Below are 19,412 nucleotides of genomic sequence, written 5' to 3'. Positions count from 1 at the left end.
CGATTGCGCGGCCCTGACAAGGTTTCAACCGCCGCCGCCCAGCGCGGGCGCCCAGCCGCCGGCCTTGAGCAGCAGGGCCGCCGCGTTCCCCATCTGCCAGACACTGTAGAGCAGAACGACGACCAGGGCGCCGACCGCAACCCGGCGCCACGGCGCGAACGCCGCCGTCGCCGTGCCGATCACGAAGATGGCGACCCCGACCCACAACCGCACCGAGTCGGCGATCTTGGCGAAGCCGGGATTGAGCTGGGCCAGGATGATCACAATCACCGCCACGATCAGATTGGCCGCCAGGATGCAGCCGAACACCAGTCGCCGATGCGACCAGAAATGCGCGTCCAGATCGATCTTTTGGTCGCTGCCCTCGGCCGAAACGCGCGGGAAGGTCACGCTGGCGGCGACATAGAAGGTTGCGGCGATGGCCAGTGAGATCAGCAGCACGAAGGTGTTGAACGGCGCCCCGCGGAAGATGACCCAGGCCTGGTTCCAGAAGGTGGCGATGTCGATCGCCACGAACAGGGCCAGCATCGGCGTCAGCCAGCCGAACCGGATCCGCTGCTTCTCATGCAGCACCCGCGCGAACCCGCCGACCAATTCGGCCACGGACAGGCCCAGCAGCAGGCCGTAAAAGCTGAAGAAGAACTCGAACGCGCTCACATCGCCCCCCGGCGTCACCAAAAGCCAAGCTTACTTCCAGATCGGCGTCCCGTCGCCCGGCAGGCCGAGACGATCCCACAGGTCGTTGATCCGTTCGACGACCGCCGCGTCCATGCGAATCTCTTCGCCCCATTCGCGCTTGGTCTCGGGCGGCCATTTGTCGGTGGCGTCCAGACCGATCTTGGAGCCCAGTCCGCTTTCGGGGCTGGCGAAGTCCAGATAGTCGATGGGCGTCGACTCGATCACGGTGATGTCGCGCGCCGGGTCCATCTTGGTCGAGATGGCCCACATGACGTCCTTCCAGTCGCGGGCGTCGATGTCGTCGTCCACGACGATGACCCATTTGGTGTACATGAACTGGCGCAGATAGCTCCAGACGCCCAGCATCACGCGCTTGGCGTGGCCCGGATAGGCCTTCTTCATCGACACCACTGCGATCCGGTAGCTGCAGCCTTCGGGCGGCAGCCAGAAGTCGACGATCTCCGGGAACTGCTGGCGCAGCAGGGGGATGAAGACCTCGTTCAGCGCCTCGCCCAGCACGCTCGGCTCGTCCGGCGGCCGGCCGGTGAAGGTGGTCAGATAGATGGGGTCGCGGCGCATGGTGATCGCGCTGACCTTGAAGACCGGGAACTTCTCGACCGAGTTGTAATAGCCGGTGTGGTCGCCATACGGACCCTCGTCCTCGAACTCGTCCAGCAGGACATGGCCCTCCAGCACGATTTCGGCCTGGGCCGGGACCATCAGCGGCACGGTCTTGCAGGGCACAAGCTCGGCCTTGGCGCCCCGCATCAGGCCGGCGAACTGATATTCCGACAGGGTGTCCGGCACCGGCGTCACCGCCGCCAGGATGGTCCCCGGATCGGCGCCCAGCACGACGGCGCAGGGCAGCGGCTCCTTGGGCCGGGCCTTCTTGTGCCGAGCGTAGTGTTGCGCCCCGCCCCGGTGCGCGAGCCAGCGCATGATGGCCTTGTCCTTGCCCAACACCTGCATCCGATAGATGCCCAGGTTGAAGTCGTCCTCGCGGTCGTCCGAAGGCCCCTTGGTCACCACCAGGCCCCAGGTGATCAGGGGCGCTGGCTCGCCGGGCCAGCACGACTGGACGGGCAGGGCGGTCAGGTCGATCTGTTCGCCCTTCAGCACCACCTCCTGCACCGGCGCCTTCTTCACCGTCTTGGGCCGCATCGACAGGACGGTCTGCATCAGCGGCAGCATCTCCATCGCGTCGCCCAGACCGCGCGGCGGCGTCGGATTGCGCAGGAAGGCCAGCAGTTCGCCAACCTCGCGCAGTTCGCCCGCGGTCGTCCGGTCCTTGCCTTCCAGCGTCACCCCCATGGCGACGCGCTTCACCGTGCCGAACAGATTGGCCAGGCAGGGGATGGGACTGATCGTGCCGTCCGGCATGACCGGTTTCTCGAACAGCACCGCCGGACCGCCGTTCCTCAGCAACCGGGTCTGGATCTCGGTCATCTCCAGCACGGTGGAGACAGGTTCGGACACCCGCACCAGCTCGCCCTTGGCTTCTAGCTGGTCGATGAAGTCACGCAGGGATTTGTAGGCCATGCCGCGACGCTTAGGCGGGAGTGGCCCCTCTGTCACGCGTCGCGCGACCAAACAGCCGGTCCAGCCCGACGAGGCCGAGCCCCACGATCAGGAAAAACACCAGCAGCACGCCGAAGATCACCACGACCCGGACCAGCCCCAGTTGATCCACATTGACGAAGCCATAGGGCCACCAGCGTGTCGCTAATCCATGAACCAGGGTCCAGCCGCCGTAGACGAGCGGAAACGCCAGCCATTTCGCCGGGTCGATCCAACGCAAACGGCCCTTTGGCGTGAACCACAGCCAGTCCAGCACGAAGGCGGCGGGCATGACGTAGTGCAGCACCAGATTGACCACCAGCGACCAGCCGGTCGGGTTCCAATAGGGGTGCAGCAGGAAGTGGTACACCACCCCGACCACCACGATATACATGGCGACGGCCGCCCTGACGCCTTCGCTGGCAGACCAGCGGGCCAGCCGGGATCCTTCACCGAGCAGCGGCCCGGTAAAGGCCAGGGCGACCAGGATGTTGGTCAGGATGGTGAAGAAGCTGAAGTAGTTGATCGTCCGTTCCAGCACGGTCCAGCCCTGGGCCGGCGCGATCATCAGCAGATATTGAAGCGCCAGCGCGGTCCACCCCACGACGGCGAACGTCGCACGCCACAGCCTGGGCTGGTCCCGCTTGCGAAACACCGGCGCCTCCCTTGTCGGTCAGGCGGCAGTCTTGTCCCATTCAAACGCCGGGTCCAGCCAGTCGCCCAGTCGCTCGCCGCGATCCAGGGCGTCCATCCGCTGCATCTCCTCGTCCGTCAGGGCGAAGTCGAAGATGTCGAAGTTCTCGCGCGCGCGGCTCTCTTTGGTCGTGCGCGGGATGGCGATGACCCCGTGCTGGATCAGCCAGCGCAGGGTGATCTGGCCGTTGGTCTTGCCGTGCGCCTTGGCCAGTTCGCTGATCGTGGCGTCGTCGGCGATCTTGCCTTGCGCCAGCGGCGACCAGGCGGTGATCGACGACCCCAACTCGGCCGCCGTCGCCACCAGCTGATCGACCCCCAGATAGGGGTGATGCTCGACCTGATCGGTCAGCAGCCGCGCCTTCGACAGGCTCTGCGCCTGGCGGAATTCTTTGGAGGGGAAGTTGGACAGGCCGATCGACTTGGTCAGACCCTGGTCCTTGGCCTCGTTCAGGGCGCCCAGCGTCTCTTCGAACGTCGGCGTCGTCTTGGGCCAGTGCAGCAACAGCAGGTCGGGCGTCGTGCCCAGGCTGTCGGCCGATTCCTTGGCCTGCTTCAGCAGGGCGTCGTGGGTGAAATGCTCGACCCAGATCTTGGTGGTCAGGAAGATGTCATCGCGCGCCACGCCGGAGTCCCGGATGCCTTCGCCGACCGCCTTCTCGTTCTTGTAAATCCAGGCGGTATCGATGTGGCGGTATCCGATCCGCAGCGCCTCAGCGACCATGCGCCGCGCATCGTCCGGCTCCAGCTGCCAGGTGCCGAAACCGAGCAGGGGGATTTCGATACCGTCGACGGTGATCGTGGGTTGGTCGCCATAGGCCATGGGGCGCTCCTTGGGCTGGGTTCGCTTGAGGGGCGTAGTTAGGCGCCCGACCCCGCTCCGATAAGGTCTGGATGCACCTTGGACAGCTTTTTCGGCGCGATCCGACGCCATCGCTTCTCAAGCGCCGCCCTCAGCCAGACGGGATCGACGCTGGCGATGCGCGCCAGGACGATGGCGTGATCGCGATAGTGGTCGGTGAAATGAAAGGTCGCCGGGTTCATCTCGATCAGCAGTTCGCGCTCATCCAGATTGTCCAGATGCACCACGATGCTGTCGTCCAGCGCCGGGCGCATCCAGGTGAAGAACTTGCCCGCCACCTTGAAAGACGGCTCGCCATAGGACACGCCGTCCTCCACGCCGGGAAACGACAGCAGAAGCGCGCGGACGTCGTCGTGGGTCATCGGTCGCTCAACCTCATTAGGCCATTTCAATAAGCCAGGGCGATGCCGTCCTTGCGCATCTCGGTCGCCGCGCCATAGGTCCAGCGTCCGCCGGGGTTCATCTGTTTCATGACGTTCTGATAGCCGCCGAAGCCGCCGTCGGGTTCACCCAGCGTCCAGCCCATCGCGCGCAGCTGGGCCTTGGTCGCCTCGGGCACGCCGCTTTCCAGATGCAGCACGCCGGTTCCTTCCTGCGGCTGGCCCGTCGGTTCGGACGAGCCATAGTGTTGCCAGCGCGGGGCGTCGCCCGCCGCCTGGGGCTCCAGCCCGTAATCGACCATGTTGATGATTATCTGGGCCTGGCCCTGGGGCTGCATGGCGCCGCCCATGACGCCGAACGCCATCCACGGCTCGCCGTCCTTGACCGCAAAGCCGGGAATGATCGTCTGGAACGGACGCTTGCCGGGCGCATAGATGTTGGGGTGGCCGTCGCTCAGGGCGAACAGCTCTCCCCGGTCCTGGAACATGAAGCCCAGCGGTTCGGAGCCGTTGTCGGGCGCCAAGCCCGAGCCCATGCCGCGATAGTTGGACTGAATCCAGCTGACCATCATCCCGTCCGCGTCGGCGACGCTGAAATAGGTGGTGTCGCCGTGGTGCGGCGCATCGCCCGGCATGACGCGGTCCATGACCCGATCGGGCCGGATCAGCTTGGCCCGCTCCGCCGCATAGGCCTTGGAGTTCAGCCATTCGACCGGCGTTTTGGAGAATCGGTCGTCGGCGAACCAGCGCGCCCGGTCCTCGAACGCCAGCCGCTTGGCCTCGGCCTGAACGTGCAGCGAGGCGGCGGACTGGAAGCCCATGGATTTCAGGTCGAACTGTTCGCAGATGTTCAGGATCTGGTTGGTGCTAAGCCCCTGGGTGTTCGGACCCAGGCCGAACACGTCCACGCCGCGATAGTTGGTTCGGATCGGCTCGACCCATTCGGTATGATGGGCGGCCAGGTCGGCGCGGGTCATCCAGCCGCCGATCCGCTCGAAATAGGCCTCGATCTGATCGGCGATGGCACCGTTGTAGAAGGCGTCGCGCCCACCCTCTGCGATCATCCGCAGGGTCTTGCCCAGATAGGGATTGGCGAAGACTTCGCCCACCTTCGGCGTCGCGCCGCCGGCGGCCCAGATGCGCTTTCGGTTCTCGTTTTCCTCGATCGGGATCTGGCCCCGATCAAACGAAGCCATGTTGCGTTCCAAATAGTAGGCGATGACCTGGGGCACGGGCACGCCCTGATCGCACAGTTCGGCGACGGGTAGCAGCACCTCTTTCCACGGCAGCTTGCCGTACCGCTGGTGCGCGCTCCACCAGGCGTCCACCGTGCCCGGCACGTTTACCGTCACCGCGCCATAGCGGGGCAGATAGCCGTCGATGGCCTTGGACCGCGCGATCTCCAGGCTGAGGCCCCGCGGACTGGCGCCCGAGCCGTTCAGCCCGACGACCTTCTTCTGTTTGGGGTCCCACAGCATGCAATAGGCGTCGCCGCCGATGCCGTTGGCCACCGGCTCCAGAAAGCCCAGGGCCGCATTGATGGCGATGGCCGCATCGATGGCCGATCCGCCGCGCCGCAGGATGTCGATGCCGATCAGACTGGCCGCGGGATGCGCCGTCGCCGCCGCCCCGTTCGCACCCCAGACGGTCGAGCGCCCCATGAACTTCGGTCCCGAGATCCGGTCGCCGATGCCGACGCCGGCATAGGGGTCGGCCGGGCGAGCCGGCGCAGGGGCCGCCTCGGTCGGCCTGGCGGCGGGAGCAGCCTGCCGGGCCTGGGCTGCGGTCGCCGCCAGCGCACCGGCGGGCAGGGCGGACAGGAAGGTGCGACGACGCATGGGCGGACTCCTCGAACAACCGATGCGGCATCAAGGGTGCAGTCGATCCATCCGGCAAGCCTTGCGGCAAAGAAAAAGGCCGCGTCCCTTTCGGAACGCGGCCCAAATCCTGGAAAGGACGAAGATCCTATTCGATGTCTTCGTTCAGCAGGCCGACCTTGAAGAAGCCGTTCTCCTGCATCTTGTTCATGACTTCCATGAACTGCGAATATTTCACTTCGGGCTGGGCGCGGACGAAGACGCGCTCTTCCTGGCAGGCGCCGCCGCCCAAGGCGGTGCAGACGTCAGTGGCCAGGTTGTCGATCGAGGTTTGCTTGTCCGACAGGAACAGCTGACCGTTTTCCTGGATGGTGATGTACACCGGTTCCTTTTCTTCGGTCGGATTGGTGGGCGGCTGTGCGGGCGGCAGGTCCAGACGGATCGACACGGTCGCCATAGGCGCGGCGACCATGAAGATGATCATGAGCACCAGCAGAATGTCGATGAACGGCGTGATGTTGATATCCGCCGTCTGTTCGATCGTGTGCTTGTCCCCGCCGGAACCACCGAGCTTGGCAGCCATGCATCGTCTCCGTTACTCGCCGGCTGCGTTCCGCGCCGACATTTCCCTATGGATCGCCCGAAGGCTTGATCGGTTCTTGGCGTCCCGATGCAGGCTTGTAAAGCGGTTCTAAACGATCTGCCGTTCCCGAACGTCAATTATACACGACAGAGGGACGTCAGTTCGGCGTTCAGGCCTTGGCCAGCTTCAAAAAACGGTCCGCCAGGGCAGGATCGTCCTTGAACGCGCCGGTGAAGCGGGTCGTGATGGTCGAAACGTGCCGATGATGCACGCCGCGCGTGGTCATGCACTGATGCTCGGCGTCGACCAGCACCGCCACGCCGCGCGGCTGCAGGTGCGATTCGATCGCGTCGATGATGTCGTTGGTCAGGGTTTCCTGGTTCTGAAGGCGCCGCGCATAGATCTCGACGACCCGCGCCAGCTTGGAGATGCCGACCACCTTCTCGCCAGGCAGATAGGCGACATAGGCCTTGCCCAGGAAGGGGGCCAGGTGGTGCTCACAATGGCTCTCGACCTCGATGTCGCGCAGGATGACCATGTCGTCATAGCCGGTCACGTCCTCGAAGGTGCGGCTCAGCTCCTTGCCTGCATCGGCGTCATAGCCGTCGAACCATTCGCCATAGGCGTCGACCACCCGCTTGGGCGTGTCGATCAGGCCCGGACGGTTCGGATTGTCGCCGGCCCAGGCGATCAGGGTGCGCACGGCCTCCAGCGCCTGTTCGCGCGACGGACGTTTCACGGTTTCGTCGCTGACGAGGACGGGCTTGGCGGGGGTGACGCTCATGAACTCGATTTCCGGCCGGGGCGGGCGGGTCGCCCGGTTTACCTTCTACAATCCGTCGGGACTGTATATCAGGCCGCTATATGGGACAGACCGTCCGTCCCGCAAGAAAACCCGCTAAAGACTGATCCATGCCGCTGCACATCCACGACACCCTGCGCCGTGAAAAGCGCCTGTTTGAGCCCCGGAACAGGGATCGTGTGACCCTCTATGTCTGCGGCCCGACGGTCTATGACTACGCCCACATCGGCAATGCGCGCCCGCCGGTGGTGTTCGACGTCCTGGTGCGGCTGCTGCGCCGGACCTATGGCGCGGACCATGTGATCTACGCCCGCAACGTCACCGACGTGGACGACAAGATCAATCAGAAGGCCGCGCGCGAGGGCGTGCCGATCGGAGAAGTCACGGCCCGCTACGAAGCCGCCTACCTCGCCGACATGGGCCTGCTGAACGTCTCGCCGCCCGATATCGCGCCCCACGTCACTGACTACATCCCGGCCATCGTCGATCAGATCCAGGCCATCGTCGACGCCGGCTGCGCCTATGCGGCCGAGGGCCACGTCCTGTTCGACGTCTCGTCCTATAAGGCCTACGGCGCCCTGTCGGGCCGGAACCTGGACGACATGATCGCCGGCGCCCGCGTCGAGGTCGCGCCCTACAAGAAGAACCCCCACGATTTCGTTCTGTGGAAGCCGTCCAAGGCAGACGAGCCGGCCTGGCCGTCGCCGTGGGGCGAGGGTCGTCCTGGCTGGCACATCGAATGCTCGGCCATGATTGAAAAGACCCTGGGCCTGCCCATCGACATTCATGGCGGCGGCATCGACCTGGTCTTCCCCCACCATGAGAACGAGATCGCCCAGGGCGTCTGCGCCCACGGCCATGCGCATGGCGATCAGGCCCATGACGAATACGCCCGCTACTGGATGCACAACGGCTTTCTGACCGTGGACGCCGAGAAGATGTCGAAGTCGATCGGCAACGTCCTGCTGCTGCACGATCTGGTGCAGGCCATGCCGGGCGAGGTCGTCCGCTGGGCCCTGCTCAGCGCCCACTACCGCCAGCCGCTGGACTGGAACCAGGGGCTGTTGGATCAGAGCCGCAAGAACCTGGACCGGCTGTATGGCGTCCTGCGCGACGCCGATGCGGCCCTGACCGACTTCGACGAGGCCACGCTGGACGAGGCCGAGATGGAGCTGGCCGAGAACGCCCTGGATCCGGTGCTGGACGCGCTTGAGGACGATCTCAATACGCCGGGCGCCATCGCCCAGCTGTTCGGGCTGGGGAACGCCCTGCGCGAGCTGCTGAACGACGCTGAGGCCGATATCAACGATGTCGCCATGGCCCGCTGGAGCCTGAAGGAAGCGGCCGGACTGCTCGGCGTCCTGTCGCTGACGCCGGACGCCTGGTTCGAGGGCGGCGATCCCGCGTTGAAGGCCGAGGTCGAGGCCCTGCTGGACCAACGCACCAAGGCCCGCGCCGCAAAGGACTGGCCTGAAGCCGACCGCATCCGGGACCGCCTGAACGCCCTGAACGTCGTCGTCATGGACGGCCCCGACGGCGCAACCTGGCGCGTGAAGGGGTAGGGTCTAATCCACGCCCGCCCATCGCGGTGCGAGGGGCGGGAGACGCGGTTCAGTTCGTCCGGCGGATCAGTTCGTCCGCCAGCGCCGGCGTCAGATAGCCATCGGCGATCCTGTTGTTGGCGATCTGCCAGCGACGCAGGGCCGCGCGGGTGTTGGAGCCGATCACTCCATCCACGCCCTGGGTGTCGTAACCCAGTTGGGTCAGGGCGCGCTGCGCCCCGATACGCTGATCGCGCGTCATCGACGGATCGTTGGGCCAGGCCTTGGTCAGCCCCGGCTTGCCCATGATCCCGTCCGCCGTCAGGCCGATCGCCAGGGCGTAGGATACCGAGTTGTTGTAGCGGCGGATTACATAGTGGTTCGGCAGGGCCAGGAAGGCCGGACCGTTCGCGCCCTGCGGCAGCAGGATGGTCGCCTCTTCCAGCGCCTCTGCGCCGTTCGGGGTGCCGCCTTGCGCCAGGCGCACGCCCTTGGCCGCCCAATAGGCCCAGTTGTGCTTCGGGCCTTCCGCCTCGGCATAGTCGAAGCCGGAGGGCAGGGTGACTTCATAGCCCCAGCCCTGACCGCGCTTCCACCCGGCCTGGGCCAGCAGGTTGGCGGCGGACGCCAGGGCGTCGGCGTCGTCGCGCCAGATATCGACCTTGCCGTCGCCGTCCTGGTCCACGCCCAGGCGCAGATAGTTGTCAGGCATGAACTGGGTCTGGCCCATGGCCCCGGCCCAGCTGCCCTTCAGACCCGCGCGCTCGCGCCGGCCGTCCACGACGATGTCCAGCGCGTCCTTCAGCTGCCCCTCGGCCCAATCGCGTCTGCGACCATCATAGGCCAGGGTCGCCAGCGAGCGGATCACGTCATAGTCGCCCTGCACCTGACCGAAAGCGCTCTCCTGGGCCCAGACGCCGACCAGGATTTCGCTGGGCACGCCGAATCGTTGAACCACCGACCACGGCACCCGGTCGATGCGCTGTTTGGCTTGGGCGATTCGCACCGGGGTCACTGCATTCTGAACATAGGCGCCGGCGGGTTTGGAGAATTCAGGCTGGTTGCGATCCAGGCGGATCACCGTCGGATCGGGCGTCAGGCCCTCCAGTTCCCGGGCGTAGTCCGCGCGGCGGGCGCCGCCCTTGCGCGCCAGAAATCCCTGTTTCCAGCCCTCGAAACCCTGCTGGTCATAGGCGGCCAACGGCGGCGTCTGGGGGGCGGGGGCCGGCGTCGTAACAGGGGCGCCCGCCTGCGGCTGAGGATGGGGCGTCGGCAGGTTCACCTGCGGCTCGGGCAGCATGGGCGCGCAGGCCGAGACGCAGCCGATCAGGAGAAGGCGATAGGAAAAGCGCATGAGATTCAAACTAAAGCCCCCGGGGTCAGACACGAAATGACATCCGCGCGAACGGCCAATTCGACGCCCTATAGCGCGCGTGGCGCGAATGCGTTGCCTCGCCATTCCCCGGTTGGGTGTAAGGCGCGCTGTTAACCACCTTTGTATTGGACGCCTTATACGTGTGTGTCGTAATGACGCACCAGCTCTGACGGCCTGATGGCGGAGCGGCGACGCGGCGGGCGTGCAACCCCGTAAACCCTCCGTTCGACTCGGAGGTCAGGCCTCCATAGTTTTCTAAGTGTGCTATCGCCCTTCGGGCTGCTTGAGCACGCGAAGTATAAGGGTTCGCCAGGCAGACGGAGACTGGGTTTTCTGCGGTTTTGGGCTTTGGCGGCTTGACCTTCCGAACCCCTCTCTCTATACGACCGCCTCCGCCGCGATCCGACCGGGTCAGCGGCTTTCTTATTGGTTTCTTTCAGGACGTCCGACCATGAAGGTCCGTAGCTCGCTCAAGTCGCTGAAGACCCGCCACCGCGACTGCAAGGTCGTGCGTCGCAAGGGCGTCGTCTTCGTCATCAACAAGACCGACCCGCGCTTCAAGGCGAAGCAGGGCTAAGCAGCGTTCGCTGCGCGCCGCTTCGGCGGCGTGCGCATGCTGGTTCGCGCTCAGGCAGCCCGAAGGGCGATAGCGCGCTTGAAAGATGACGATCCACAGGCTGCGGATTTCTGTCCGCGGCCTTTTTCGTGTTCGCGGTTGTCGCGCGCCTGTCTGCATGGTTAGCGTCCGCGCCTGATTTCTGGAGTATTCCCCATGGCTGACGACGCCTCGTTCGACGGTGGTTCCGACGTTCTCACCGCCACGGCGCAGGGCCGCCTTCGCACCATCATCGAGCGCCTGGAACGCCTCGAAGAGGACAAGCAGGCCGTCATGACCGACATGAAGGAGGTCTTCGCCGAAGCCAAGGGCGAGGGCTACGACGTCAAGATCCTGCGCAAGGTCATCCGCATCAGAAAGCAGGACAAGGCCAAGCGTCAGGAAGAGGACGCCATTCTGGACCTCTACCTGTCGGCGCTCGGCGAGATCTGAGGCTGACCCGGCTTGAAGCGCACCCCCTTCAAGCCAGGAGGCGGGCTGTCGCGATCAGGCGGCCCGAAGGGCGATGGCGCATCCAACCTGCGCTCAAGCAGCCCGAAGAGCGGTAGCCTTTCAAGCCTGCGCTCAAGCAGCCCGAAGGGCGGTACCGCTGCAAAAAAGCCCGCGCCAAGCCCCTTCGAGCAACAGCGCGAGGCCGCCAAACGCGCCGCGCTCAACGCCCTGAAACGCGCTCGCCGCGCGGCGGACAAGGCGGGCGTTTCCCTGTCCGAATGGGAAGGCGAATTCATCGATTCGGTCAGCGAGCGCGTTAAGACCCACGGCCGCGCCTTCGCCGACCCCGAAAAGGGCGCGCCGGGTCAAGCTCTTTCGGCCATGCAGGGCCGCAAGCTGAAAGAGATCACCGCCAAGGCCAATGGCGAAGAGCCGAAACGGCGGTGGGGCAGGAAGCCGTCGGAGTGATCGTCTCCTCCCCACTTGTGGGGAGGGGGACCGCGAAGCGGTGGAGGGGTTTCTGACGTCCCACATTCTGCGTTGGCGCGGCGGAGAACCCCTCCGTCTCGGCGCGAAGATGCGCCTCGCCACCTCCCCACGATGTGGGGAGGAGACGGTCAACCCGCTTCCTTGAGCTGACCTTCCAGGCCCTGTTCGCGGACCTTGCGATACAGGGTCGAGCGGCCGATGCCGAGGCGGCGCGCGATCTCGCTCATGTGCCCGGCATAGACCTCGATGGCGTGCTGGATCAGGTCGCGTTCGATGTCCTCGAGCGTGCGCAGATGGCCGCGCTCGTCCAGGATACGGATCGGCTGATCGACCTGCGCGGCGGCGTCGGTGTGAGCGCCGGCGGCTGTGGCGGCCTTCAGGGGCTGGGCGTCGGGCATGGGCGCGGCGACGCCGAAGATGGCCGGGAAATCGTGCGGCTGAAGGAAGGGCGCGTCGGCCAGCACGATGGCGCGGAACACCGCATTTTCCAGCTGTCGCACGTTTCCGGGCCACTCGAACCCTTGAAGCAAGGCCAGGGTCTCGGGCGCGCATCCGGCGATCCGCTTGCCCTCCTCGGCGTTGAACCGGGCGATGAAGTGATCGACCAGGGGCGCGATGTCCTCGCGTCGGTCACGCAGGGACGGGGCCTCGATCGGGAAGACGTTCAGGCGATAGAACAGGTCCTCGCGGAAGGCGCCGTCCTTGACCTGCTGGGCCGGGTCGCGATTGGTCGCCGAGACGATGCGCACGTCGATCTTGACCGGGCGTTTGCCGCCGACCGGATCGATCTCGCCTTCTTGCAGCGCGCGCAGCAGCTTGACCTGCATGTCCAGCGGCAGTTCGCCGATCTCGTCCAGGAACAGGGTGCCGCCGTCCGCCTCGCGGAACTTGCCCAGCGTCTTGTCCACGGCGCCGGTGAAGGCGCCCTTCTCGTGTCCGAACAGGATGGATTCGATCAGATTGGCGGGCAGGGCGCCGCAGTTGACGGCGACGAAGGGTTTGCCGGCCCGGTCGCTGGCGCCGTGCAGGGCGCGGGCTATGACCTCCTTGCCGACGCCGCTCTCGCCTGTGATCAGGACGGGGATGGAGGATTTGGCGGCCCGGGCGCCCAACGCCTTGACCATGCGCATCGGCGGGCTGTCGCCCACGATATCGTCGAAGCTGGTGCGGCCCTGAACGCGCTTGGTCAGGCGCCCGACCTCGGCGGTCAGTCGCTTCATCTGCATGGCGTTGCGTACGCCGACCAGAAGCCGTTCCGGGCCCACCGGTTTGACGAAGAAGTCCTGGGCGCCGGCCTGCATGGCCTTGACCACCATGTCGATGCCGCCGTTGGCCGTCAGGACGATGACCGGCTCATTGATCCCGGCGCTACGCAGTTCGGCCAGGCATTCCAGCCCCGACATCTCGGGCATGACCATGTCCAGCAGGATCAGGTCGGCCCCGCCGCCGCGCGTCATCCGGTCGATGGCCTCGCCGCCGCTGGCGGCATGGACCACGGCGTTGCCGTCCCGCTCCAGCACGGCCTGGATCAGCCGGCGCTGGGTCGGATCGTCGTCAACGACCAGGATGGTCTTGGCCATGAAAATCCCTTGTACTGTCGCCCAACCCGTCACGGATGGATCGTTTCGGGACGATTCCTAGGGTGGCGAGGTGAAAATCGGGTGACACGGCGTGGTGAGCGTCCCGTTAACGCGGCTCTGTCGCGTCGCATCGCACCTCGGGGCTGGCGCGCAATCTTTGGCCGTCGACAACCAGGTCTGGCAGGGCCGCCGGCGCCGTCGCGACGCCCTTCGACAGGCCCTCGTTCATCCGTTCGGCATTGCGCCCGCAGGTGAAGCCGTATCGGCCCGTCACGCGCCACTGGCCCTGGGCGTCCTGATCGAAGGCGACGATTTCGCGAGCCGTGGCGACCAGCAGATCGGTTCGTGCGTCGCCATTCAGGTCCGTCGATCGCACGACGCAGGGCGTTTCCGCATTGCAACTGAACAGCACGTCTACCTGCGTGTCCAACTGATCGATGAAGCTGGCGGGCACGGATTGGCCATCGACAACCTTCAGACGGATGGCGGCCTTGCGCGCTTGCAGTCCTTGCGCAGTATCGCCGGATGGCCACGGGCGGGCCTGGGCGGCGCGGGCGTTTCGCGCGGTGCGTGGATCGGTTGAGGCGGCCAGACGTCTGAGCGCCGTCTCGCCGGCCTTGCCGCTCTCAAACCGCAGGAAGTCATAATCGAACGTGTCAGCGGACACCGCCCCACGCTGCAACCGTGCGACCTGATCCTGAACCGAGAGGCGGGCGGGATCGGCCAACGGGCTGAACAGGGCCAGGATGACCAGAACCGACAGAACCGCCGCGACGACGTTGGTCCGTTCCAGCGGCTTCATCCAGCCGCCCGGCTTTACGGCCGCCAACAGATAGCCCGCGCCATAGACCGCGCCCACCAGGGTGCAGGCGGCTGCGATGATCCGATCGGGCGTCAGGCCGTGCTGGCCGATCCGCAAGCCCAGGCCCCAGGCGGCCAGAACGATCAGCGGCGCGATCAGGACGGACGCGGCCCGCACGCCGTATCGCAGAACGACCCGCGGCAGATTGTCTGCGCGCCCATCCTGATAGGCCGTGTTGATCAGCATGATCAGGGCGGCGGCGGCCGACAACACCAAGGCCGTCGCGCTGCGCGTCTCCCAAAGGCCATCCAATCCGGTGAAGGGCAGGGCGAGAAGGAAGCCGCCGACCAGGACCGTGATCACCAGCAGCAGCCAGGACAGCAGCATCAACGCCACGGTCCGCACGCCCCGGATCAAGCCGTCGCGCACATCGGTCAGCTGGACAGCGGTGGCGAAGATCAGGGCTGTGACCGGAATGGCGAACCACGCCTCGCTCAGCAGGTGCTGCAGAAAGCCAAGGCCGATCATCTTGAACAGGGCCGCGCCCAGATGCAGCAGGATCCAGAAGGCGCCGGTGAAGCCCAGCGACAGGGCCAGTTGGACCCCCGCCTTCCAGGCGATGTCGAAATAGTCGGGATAGTCGACGATCCAGCGTCGTTCGCGGATCGCAGGCACAATCAGGTGGTGGGCGATGAACAGGGCCGCCGCGCCGAAGGCCAGCACGGGGAAGCTCAGGAAAGGCGGCTCCTCATGCGGCTTCAGAACCTGGCGGGCGACGTCGTGGGCGCCCAACAGAGCCAGCACGCCGGCCGCGGCCGCCGCCCACAGGATCAGGGCCAGCGCTTTGACCCGACCGACGCCGGCGAGAACCACCACCGGCACATAGCCGGCCGCCAGGGCCAGAGCGCCGAACACCACCGGCTGGGTTTCGGGCCAGACGCGGCTGTCGGCCGCCAGATACAGCAGATAGAGCGCCAGCCCCTGAACCAGACCTGTCGCCAGGCGAATCGCAAACAGGGCCGAGGCCCCGCCAAGGCCCGTCCGGCCGGTGTCATGTCGCAGGGTTTCGGTCATTCACGCGTCTCCGAAAGGCAGGATTGCACGGGCCGTGACGCCGAGAAAGCGCAAGGGACGGTTGCGGCCGTCGCCGCGCATCCCCAGAACAGGGGCATGAACGCTCCCTTCAAGACGCCCAACACTGAAGCCCCGCTGTGGGACCTGACCGACCTCTATGCGTCGCGCGACGACGCCAAGGTCGCCGCCGATCTGGAAAAGGCGCGGGGTCTGGTCGCGGCTCTGAACGGGCTGAAGGGTCGGCTAGCGGCGGATCAGGACGCCCAGGCGCTGGGCGAGGCGCTGGACCGCGCGATTCAGCTTTATGAGCAGGCGTCCGATGTGCTGGGCGCGCTGGGCGCCTACGCCTTCCTGTCGGCCTCGACCGCGCGCGACGATGCGACGGCGCAAGGGTTCGAGGCCGATGTGCGCGAGAAGATCACCGCCATCGCCACCCCGACCGTCTGGCTGACGCTGGAGATCAATCAGATCGACGATGCGGCGCTGGAAGCGGCGCTGATCGCCCATGCGGGCGCGGCGCGCTGGCGGCCTTGGCTGCGGCGCGTGCGGGCGATGAAGCCGCATGAGCTGTCGGCCGAACTGGAGACCTTCATCGCCGAGCGCGGCCCGATCACGGCCCAATGGCCGCGCCTGTTTGATGAGCAACTGGCCGCCCTGCGCGCAAAGGCGGGCCACGAGGAACTGACGCTGGCCGAGGCGCTGAACCGCCTGTCGGACGCCAAGCCCGCACGCCGCAAGGCCGCCGCCGAGGGTCTGTCTGAGGCGCTGGCCGCCCGCGCCCCGACCCTGGCCCTGGTGCTGAACACCGTCGCCGCCGACAAGGCGATGGAGGATCGCTGGCGCGGTTTCAAACGTCCCGCCGACAGCCGTCACCTGGGCAACGAGGTGGATGGCGAGGCCGTGGATGCGATGGCCGAGGCGGTCGCCGCCGCCTATCCGCGCCTGTCGCACCGCTATTATGCGCTGAAGGCCAAGGCGATGGGCAAGGCGCGCCTGGACCACTGGGACCGAAACGCCCCGATCGAAACCACGACGCCGCGCGCCTTCACCTGGACCCAGGGGCGCGAGATCGTACTGGACAGTTTCTCGGACTTGGGCGGCGATTTCGCCGACAGAGCCGGCGGCTTCTTCGACAAGCCGTGGATCGACGGTCGGGCGCGGCCGGGCAAACAGTCGGGCGCCTATGCCCACCCCGTCACCGCCGACCGTCACCCCTATGTCTTCCTGAACTGGATGGGCGAGCGGCGCGACGTGCTTACCCTGGCGCATGAGCTGGGTCATGGCGTCCACCAGACCCTTGCGGCCGATCAGGGCACGCTTCTGGCCGACACGCCCCTGACTCTGGCCGAGACGGCGTCGATCTTCGCCGAGGGGCTGACGTTTGATCGTCTCCTGGCGACCGCACCAAAGTCCGAGCAGCGCGGTCTGCTGGCCGGTCGGATCGAGGATGGTCTGAACACCGTCGTGCGCCAGATCGCCTTCCACCGGTTCGAGACTCGCTTCCATGACGAGCGCCTGCAGGGCGAGGTCTCGCAACAGCGGATCAACCAGCTTTGGCTTGAGGAAATGGGCGCCTCGCTGGGGCCGTCGGTCAAGCTGAACCCCGGCTATGAACACTGGTGGGCCTATGTCAGCCACTTCGTCCATTCGCCCTTCTATGTTTACGCCTACGCGTTCGGCGACCTGCTGGTGGCGGCGTTGATGGAGGCGCGTCGCAACGATCCGGCCGGCTTCACGCCCCTTTATCGCGAGCTTCTGGCCGGCGGCGGATCGCGAACCTACGTCGAGGCGTTGAAGCCGTTCGGTCTGGACCCGCGCGACCCGGCTTTCTGGAGCGTCGGCTGTCAGAGGCTGGAGCGGCTGGTCGATCAGTTCGAGGCGCTGGCCTGACCAAGGCATGACTGCGGGCTTGAGCGGGGCGGTCGCCTCGGTGTAAGTCCGCGATAACGACGAGGGGATTCCACAATGGCCGACCTGCACGACACCGCCAACGCACCTGCCGACGCCGATGCGCAAGCCTATCTGCACGGCCATATGGAAGTGCGCGAACAGATCTCGACCTACCGCCTGTTCCTGAACCTGGCCAAGTGGGGCAGCCTGGCCATCGCGGTGCTGCTGCTGTTCCTGACGTTGTGGTTCCACCCGGGCGGCAGTTTCATGGCCGCCGTCATCGGCGCGGTCGTTCTGGGCGGCGTCGGCTTCGTGGCGCTGAAGTCCAAGCCGGGCGCAGCGCACTGAGCCTTGCATCGGATCGCCTCGCGGCGGTCTGAAATCACGCGCTCTCGCCAAGCTTTGGCATAACCGTGCTTTGACGGCTTGCGCCGGAACGGCCTAACCTTGGTTCAACGAAAAGAACGAGGGGATTCGCTTGGCCGTCGCTATCGCCGTCACCCGTGAACGTCGCGAAGGCGAGACGCGCTGCGCCGTCACGCCCGAAACGGTCAAGAAGCTGATCGCCCTGGGGGCGACCGTCACGGTCGAGGCCGGGACCGGCCTGGGCTCCTCCATTCCCGACGTCGACTACGCCGCCGCCGGAGCGACGGTGAAGCCGGACACCCGCGCCGTGCTGGACGGCGCCGACATCGTGCTGAAGGTGCGCGGCCTCACGGCCCAGGAAACCAGCGCGCTGAAGCCCGGCGCAATCGTGGTCGCCATGCTGGACGCCTATCGCGACAAGGCTGCGGTCGATGCCCTGGCCGGGGCCGGCGCCACCGCCTTCGCCATGGAGTTCGTACCCCGCATCACGCGCGCCCAGGTCATGGACGTCCTGTCGTCCCAGGCCAACCTGGCCGGATACCGCGCGGTGATCGAGGCGGCTTACGCCTATGGCAAGGGCTTCCCGATGATGATGACGGCGGCCGGTACGGTCGCCGCCGCAAAGGTCTTCATCATGGGGGTGGGCGTCGCGGGCTTGCAAGCCATCGCCACCGCGCGTCGCCTGGGCGCCGTCGTCACCGCCACCGACGTCCGCCCCGCGACTAAGGAACAGGTCGAAAGCCTGGGCGCCAAATTCCTGGCCGTCGAGGACGAGGAATTCAAGAACGCCCAGACCGCCGGCGGCTACGCAAAGCCCATGTCGGCCGAGTATCAGGCCAAACAGGCCGAACTGACCGCCAGCCATGTCGTCAAGCAGGACGTGGTCATCACCACGGCCCTGATCCCCGGCCGCGCCGCCCCGGTGCTGCTGACCGCCGGCCATGTCGCCTCCATGAAGCCCGGCTCGGTCATCATGGATCTGGCGGTCGAGGCAGGCGGCAATGTCGAGGGCTCCAGGCTAAACGAGGTCGTGACCACCGCGAACGGCGTCACCATCGTCGGCTGGTCGAACCTGCCCGGCCGCATCGCCGCCGACGCCAGCGCCCTCTACGCCCGCAACCTGACCGCCTTCGTCGGCCTGTTGATCAAGGACGGCGGTCTGGCGGTCGATCTCGAAGACGAGATCCTGAAGGCGGCGGTGGTCACCCATGCCGGCGCCGTGGTGCATGAAGGTCTGAAGGGAACACATTGATGGAACACGTCGATCCCACCGTCTTCCGCCTGGCCATCTTCGTGCTGGCGATCTTCGTCGGCTATTACGTCGTCTGGAGCGTGACGCCGGCCCTGCACACGCCGCTGATGGCCGTGACCAACGCCATTTCCAGCGTCATCATCGTCGGCGGCCTGATCGCGGCGGCGGCCGTGTCGGGCGACGCGACCGGCCCCAGCGCCTGGATCGCCAAGGGCGCCGGCGTCGTCGCCGTCACCCTGGCCAGCGTCAACATCTTCGGCGGCTTCATGGTCACCCGGCGAATGCTGGCCATGTACAAGAAGAAGGAGCGGCCGGCGCCTAAGTCCGCTCCCGAGGCGTCTTCGTGACCGACGCCGCCCAAATCGCCATCACCGGATCCTGGATCGCGACCGGCATCGGCTTCGGCCTGTGGCTGTACGGCTGGTTCGGGGCCAAGACTCCGATCAAGCGCCAGCGGCTGCATGACTGCGGCATCGCCCTGGTCTTTTCGGCCATTCTGGTTCGCGTGGTGACGCAGGATCGGCCGTTGGGCGTCTTCGAATGGGCCCTGTTCTTCATCGGCCCGCTGTTCATCGCCGCCGCCCTGTGGCGGCTGGCCCGCACGTCTTGAGGGGAGGGGCGTG

20 protein-coding genes and 1 tRNA gene are annotated in these 19,412 nt (G+C 66.3%); 10 read left to right on the top strand and 11 right to left on the bottom strand.

Annotated elements, in window-relative coordinates; all coding sequences use genetic code 11:
- Positions 1 to 24 precede the first annotated feature (24 nt).
- The 8 genes from ABIC32_RS01060 to folE all read right to left on the bottom strand — a co-directional run bounded on the left by ABIC32_RS01060 (position 25) and on the right by folE (position 7,354).
- Positions 25 to 657, bottom strand: coding sequence for a hypothetical protein (locus tag ABIC32_RS01060; protein ID WP_295194641.1), 633 nt, complete (start codon positions 655 to 657; stop codon positions 25 to 27).
- Between the two features lie 30 nt (positions 658 to 687).
- The gene (locus tag ABIC32_RS01055; protein WP_354071728.1) at positions 688 to 2,217 is read right to left on the bottom strand and encodes a UbiD family decarboxylase; all 1,530 of its coding nucleotides are present in this window, start codon (positions 2,215 to 2,217) and stop codon (positions 688 to 690) included.
- A gap of 10 nt (positions 2,218 to 2,227) precedes the next feature.
- Positions 2,228 to 2,890 (bottom strand): Pr6Pr family membrane protein, encoded by a 663-nt coding sequence (locus tag ABIC32_RS01050; protein WP_354071726.1) that lies wholly within the window; start codon positions 2,888 to 2,890, stop codon positions 2,228 to 2,230.
- Positions 2,891 to 2,908: 18 nt separating this feature from the next.
- Positions 2,909 to 3,751: an aldo/keto reductase gene (locus tag ABIC32_RS01045; protein WP_354071724.1), complete on the bottom strand. Its 843-nt coding sequence runs from the start codon at positions 3,749 to 3,751 to the stop codon at positions 2,909 to 2,911.
- A gap of 38 nt (positions 3,752 to 3,789) precedes the next feature.
- The gene (locus ABIC32_RS01040) at positions 3,790 to 4,152 is read right to left on the bottom strand and encodes an MmcQ/YjbR family DNA-binding protein (protein ID WP_354071722.1); all 363 of its coding nucleotides are present in this window, start codon (positions 4,150 to 4,152) and stop codon (positions 3,790 to 3,792) included.
- A gap of 26 nt (positions 4,153 to 4,178) precedes the next feature.
- On the bottom strand, positions 4,179 to 6,008 hold the full coding sequence (locus tag ABIC32_RS01035) for a gamma-glutamyltransferase family protein (RefSeq protein ID WP_354071720.1): 1,830 nt from the start codon (positions 6,006 to 6,008) through the stop codon (positions 4,179 to 4,181).
- 127 nt (positions 6,009 to 6,135) lie between these two features.
- Positions 6,136 to 6,570: a biopolymer transporter ExbD gene (locus ABIC32_RS01030; protein WP_017505348.1), complete on the bottom strand. Its 435-nt coding sequence runs from the start codon at positions 6,568 to 6,570 to the stop codon at positions 6,136 to 6,138.
- 169 nt (positions 6,571 to 6,739) lie between these two features.
- Positions 6,740 to 7,354 (bottom strand): GTP cyclohydrolase I FolE, encoded by a 615-nt coding sequence (gene folE, locus ABIC32_RS01025; protein WP_354071718.1) that lies wholly within the window; start codon positions 7,352 to 7,354, stop codon positions 6,740 to 6,742.
- 128 nt (positions 7,355 to 7,482) lie between these two features.
- Here folE and cysS point away from each other — a divergent pair, with 128 nt between their 5' ends.
- On the top strand, positions 7,483 to 8,934 hold the full coding sequence (gene cysS / locus ABIC32_RS01020; protein ID WP_354071716.1) for a cysteine--tRNA ligase: 1,452 nt from the start codon (positions 7,483 to 7,485) through the stop codon (positions 8,932 to 8,934).
- A gap of 49 nt (positions 8,935 to 8,983) precedes the next feature.
- Here the strand turns inward: cysS and ABIC32_RS01015 are convergent, their stop codons facing one another.
- Positions 8,984 to 10,267: a lytic murein transglycosylase gene (locus tag ABIC32_RS01015; RefSeq protein ID WP_354071714.1), complete on the bottom strand. Its 1,284-nt coding sequence runs from the start codon at positions 10,265 to 10,267 to the stop codon at positions 8,984 to 8,986.
- A 192-nt stretch (positions 10,268 to 10,459) separates the two neighbouring features.
- Here ABIC32_RS01015 and ABIC32_RS01010 point away from each other — a divergent pair.
- The 4 genes from ABIC32_RS01010 (at position 10,460) to ABIC32_RS00995 (ending at position 11,804) form a co-directional block, all read left to right on the top strand.
- A tRNA-Ala gene (locus ABIC32_RS01010) sits at positions 10,460 to 10,536 on the top strand.
- Positions 10,537 to 10,739: 203 nt separating this feature from the next.
- Positions 10,740 to 10,865, top strand: coding sequence for a type B 50S ribosomal protein L36 (ykgO, locus tag ABIC32_RS01005; protein ID WP_008263184.1), 126 nt, complete (start codon positions 10,740 to 10,742; stop codon positions 10,863 to 10,865).
- A gap of 195 nt (positions 10,866 to 11,060) precedes the next feature.
- Positions 11,061 to 11,336, top strand: a complete 276-nt coding sequence (gene gapR, locus ABIC32_RS01000; protein ID WP_017505946.1) for a nucleoid-associated protein GapR — start codon at positions 11,061 to 11,063, stop codon at positions 11,334 to 11,336.
- A 126-nt stretch (positions 11,337 to 11,462) separates the two neighbouring features.
- Entirely contained in the window at positions 11,463 to 11,804 is a 342-nt protein-coding gene (locus tag ABIC32_RS00995) for a hypothetical protein (RefSeq protein ID WP_373427536.1), read from the top strand.
- Positions 11,805 to 11,953: 149 nt separating this feature from the next.
- Here the strand turns inward: ABIC32_RS00995 and ABIC32_RS00990 are convergent, their stop codons facing one another.
- Together ABIC32_RS00990 and ABIC32_RS00985 are read right to left on the bottom strand one after the other, a co-directional pair.
- Positions 11,954 to 13,405, bottom strand: a complete 1,452-nt coding sequence (locus tag ABIC32_RS00990) for a sigma-54-dependent transcriptional regulator (protein WP_354071712.1) — start codon at positions 13,403 to 13,405, stop codon at positions 11,954 to 11,956.
- Positions 13,406 to 13,511: 106 nt separating this feature from the next.
- A complete protein-coding gene (locus ABIC32_RS00985) occupies positions 13,512 to 15,281 on the bottom strand; it encodes a DUF4153 domain-containing protein (protein WP_354071710.1) in 1,770 nt (589 codons plus the stop codon).
- A 96-nt stretch (positions 15,282 to 15,377) separates the two neighbouring features.
- On the opposite strand from ABIC32_RS00985, the gene ABIC32_RS00980 reads away from it, so the two are divergent.
- The 5 genes from ABIC32_RS00980 to ABIC32_RS00960 all read left to right on the top strand — a co-directional run bounded on the left by ABIC32_RS00980 (position 15,378) and on the right by ABIC32_RS00960 (position 19,399).
- The gene (locus ABIC32_RS00980) at positions 15,378 to 17,171 is read left to right on the top strand and encodes a M3 family oligoendopeptidase (protein ID WP_354071708.1); all 1,794 of its coding nucleotides are present in this window, start codon (positions 15,378 to 15,380) and stop codon (positions 17,169 to 17,171) included.
- A gap of 75 nt (positions 17,172 to 17,246) precedes the next feature.
- Positions 17,247 to 17,519, top strand: a complete 273-nt coding sequence (locus ABIC32_RS00975) for an aa3-type cytochrome c oxidase subunit IV (RefSeq protein WP_354071706.1) — start codon at positions 17,247 to 17,249, stop codon at positions 17,517 to 17,519.
- A gap of 130 nt (positions 17,520 to 17,649) precedes the next feature.
- Complete coding sequence (locus ABIC32_RS00970; RefSeq protein WP_354071704.1) at positions 17,650 to 18,789, top strand: Re/Si-specific NAD(P)(+) transhydrogenase subunit alpha; 1,140 nt, start codon at positions 17,650 to 17,652, stop codon at positions 18,787 to 18,789.
- The gene (locus ABIC32_RS00965; RefSeq protein WP_292078559.1) at positions 18,789 to 19,136 is read left to right on the top strand and encodes an NAD(P) transhydrogenase subunit alpha part 2; all 348 of its coding nucleotides are present in this window, start codon (positions 18,789 to 18,791) and stop codon (positions 19,134 to 19,136) included. Before ABIC32_RS00970 ends, ABIC32_RS00965 begins: the two co-directional genes overlap by 1 nt.
- Positions 19,133 to 19,399 carry a hypothetical protein gene (locus ABIC32_RS00960; protein WP_292078562.1) on the top strand — a complete coding sequence of 89 codons (267 nt, stop codon included), beginning with the start codon at positions 19,133 to 19,135 and terminating at the stop codon, positions 19,397 to 19,399. Before ABIC32_RS00965 ends, ABIC32_RS00960 begins: the two co-directional genes overlap by 4 nt.
- Positions 19,400 to 19,412 lie beyond the last annotated feature (13 nt).

It is taken from the genome of Brevundimonas sp. 1080 (assembly GCF_040545985.1).
GTDB lineage: Bacteria > Pseudomonadota > Alphaproteobacteria > Caulobacterales > Caulobacteraceae > Brevundimonas.
The sequence above is the reverse complement of the archived record's forward strand: the minus strand, read 5'-3'. Positions and strand labels throughout refer to the sequence as shown.

Bases quoted from the DNA above. Each gene is read 5' to 3' on its own strand.
- ABIC32_RS00975 (WP_354071706.1), top strand. From the start codon at position 17,247: ATGGCCGACCTGCACGACACCGCCAACGCACCTGCCGACGCCGATGCG.
- ABIC32_RS00980 (WP_354071708.1), top strand. From the start codon at position 15,378: ATGAACGCTCCCTTCAAGACGCCCAACACTGAAGCCCCGCTGTGGGAC.
- ykgO (WP_008263184.1), top strand. From the start codon at position 10,740: ATGAAGGTCCGTAGCTCGCTCAAGTCGCTGAAGACCCGCCACCGCGAC.
- ABIC32_RS00985 (WP_354071710.1), bottom strand. From the start codon at position 15,281: ATGACCGAAACCCTGCGACATGACACCGGCCGGACGGGCCTTGGCGGG.
- ABIC32_RS01030 (WP_017505348.1), bottom strand. From the start codon at position 6,570: ATGGCTGCCAAGCTCGGTGGTTCCGGCGGGGACAAGCACACGATCGAA.
- cysS (WP_354071716.1), top strand. From the start codon at position 7,483: ATGCCGCTGCACATCCACGACACCCTGCGCCGTGAAAAGCGCCTGTTT.
- ABIC32_RS00990 (WP_354071712.1), bottom strand. From the start codon at position 13,405: ATGGCCAAGACCATCCTGGTCGTTGACGACGATCCGACCCAGCGCCGG.
- ABIC32_RS01045 (WP_354071724.1), bottom strand. From the start codon at position 3,751: ATGGCCTATGGCGACCAACCCACGATCACCGTCGACGGTATCGAAATC.
- ABIC32_RS01015 (WP_354071714.1), bottom strand. From the start codon at position 10,267: ATGCGCTTTTCCTATCGCCTTCTCCTGATCGGCTGCGTCTCGGCCTGC.
- ABIC32_RS01055 (WP_354071728.1), bottom strand. From the start codon at position 2,217: ATGGCCTACAAATCCCTGCGTGACTTCATCGACCAGCTAGAAGCCAAG.
- ABIC32_RS01035 (WP_354071720.1), bottom strand. From the start codon at position 6,008: ATGCGTCGTCGCACCTTCCTGTCCGCCCTGCCCGCCGGTGCGCTGGCG.
- folE (WP_354071718.1), bottom strand. From the start codon at position 7,354: ATGAGCGTCACCCCCGCCAAGCCCGTCCTCGTCAGCGACGAAACCGTG.
- ABIC32_RS00965 (WP_292078559.1), top strand. From the start codon at position 18,789: ATGGAACACGTCGATCCCACCGTCTTCCGCCTGGCCATCTTCGTGCTG.
- gapR (WP_017505946.1), top strand. From the start codon at position 11,061: ATGGCTGACGACGCCTCGTTCGACGGTGGTTCCGACGTTCTCACCGCC.
- ABIC32_RS01040 (WP_354071722.1), bottom strand. From the start codon at position 4,152: ATGACCCACGACGACGTCCGCGCGCTTCTGCTGTCGTTTCCCGGCGTG.